This window comes from Muricauda brasiliensis (assembly GCF_003057865.1).
GTDB classification, from domain to species: Bacteria; Bacteroidota; Bacteroidia; order Flavobacteriales; family Flavobacteriaceae; genus Flagellimonas; species Flagellimonas chongwuensis.
In genome coordinates this window covers 1-1,041 of record NZ_QBTW01000048.1, presented here as the reverse complement: position 1 = coordinate 1,041, position 1,041 = coordinate 1, and the positions used below count along the sequence as shown (strand labels likewise).

At 45.0% G+C, this 1,041-nt stretch carries 1 pseudogene; it reads right to left on the bottom strand.

From position 1 onward, the window contains the following. Nucleotides 1–1,041 (bottom strand): annotated as a pseudogene (locus DCK90_RS16890) (hypothetical protein); the annotation flags it as partial.

The following is a 1,041-nucleotide window of genomic DNA, read 5'->3' as shown; positions in this document are numbered from 1 at the left end:
CACACTTACGCTTCCATCGTCGTTGACCCTAAGTTCGTCTGTTGGCGTGGAAGTCAGAATTACATCAGCAAGTGTGATAGATGAACCGTTCAAGGTATCATTTAAAAGTACATCGCTACCGTCGATTACTTCATCTTCACCCAATGTAGCAGAATAAGTATCATCAACCGCATCAATAGTGTTTGACCCAACCTCTATATATATGGTTGCGGATGCACAAACGTTAGGGTCCGGCAACACATTACAAACTTGATAAACTATTGTAACCGTTGAATTCGATTCAGACAGTGTTGGCGTATAGTTTATGAAGCCCGTATCGTTATTGAAACTTATAGTTCCCTCGGCATCACCACCAATTTGCGATAGACTGGTCTCACCTACATTGTTAGCGGCGTTGTTTGGCAGGTAGTCATCATTTTCCAGAATATTAATTGCCACCTCTGTCAAGGCAGGGGTAGAACCATAATCATCATTGGCATTGGCCTTCAATGGGTCCGGGTCAGTTTCATTGGGGTTACCATCGCCATCACAATCCAATGCATCCCAATCCGCTGTCTGTGGTAATGTCACGCTTTCAGGTCTATAATCGCAGGGGTCCAATGGGTCCGTACCATCTTTCTTCTCATCTTCGTTTGTAACGCCATCGCCATCACAATCTGAACTGTTCCATGCGGAGTCAGGAGCTACTGTTTGACTTTCAAGAAGAAAATCACATGCATCCAATGGGTCGGTGCCATCCTCTTTTTCATCTTCGTTTGTAACCCCATCACCATCACAGTCAGCTTCCAGATAATCGCCTGTTTGTGGTAAGGTAACACTCTCCGGCTTGTAATCGCACGGATCTAGTGGATCTGTACCATCTTTCTTTTCGTCTTCATTGGTCACGCCATCTCCATCACAATCTGCTTTCTTCCATTCTTCGGATGGTGAGCAATCCTGGTGTTCCAATACAAAATCACAAGGGTCCAGTGGGTCTGTTCCATCCTCTTTTTCTTTTCCATTGCTTACACCATCGCCATCACAGTCGTCCTTCTTCCATTC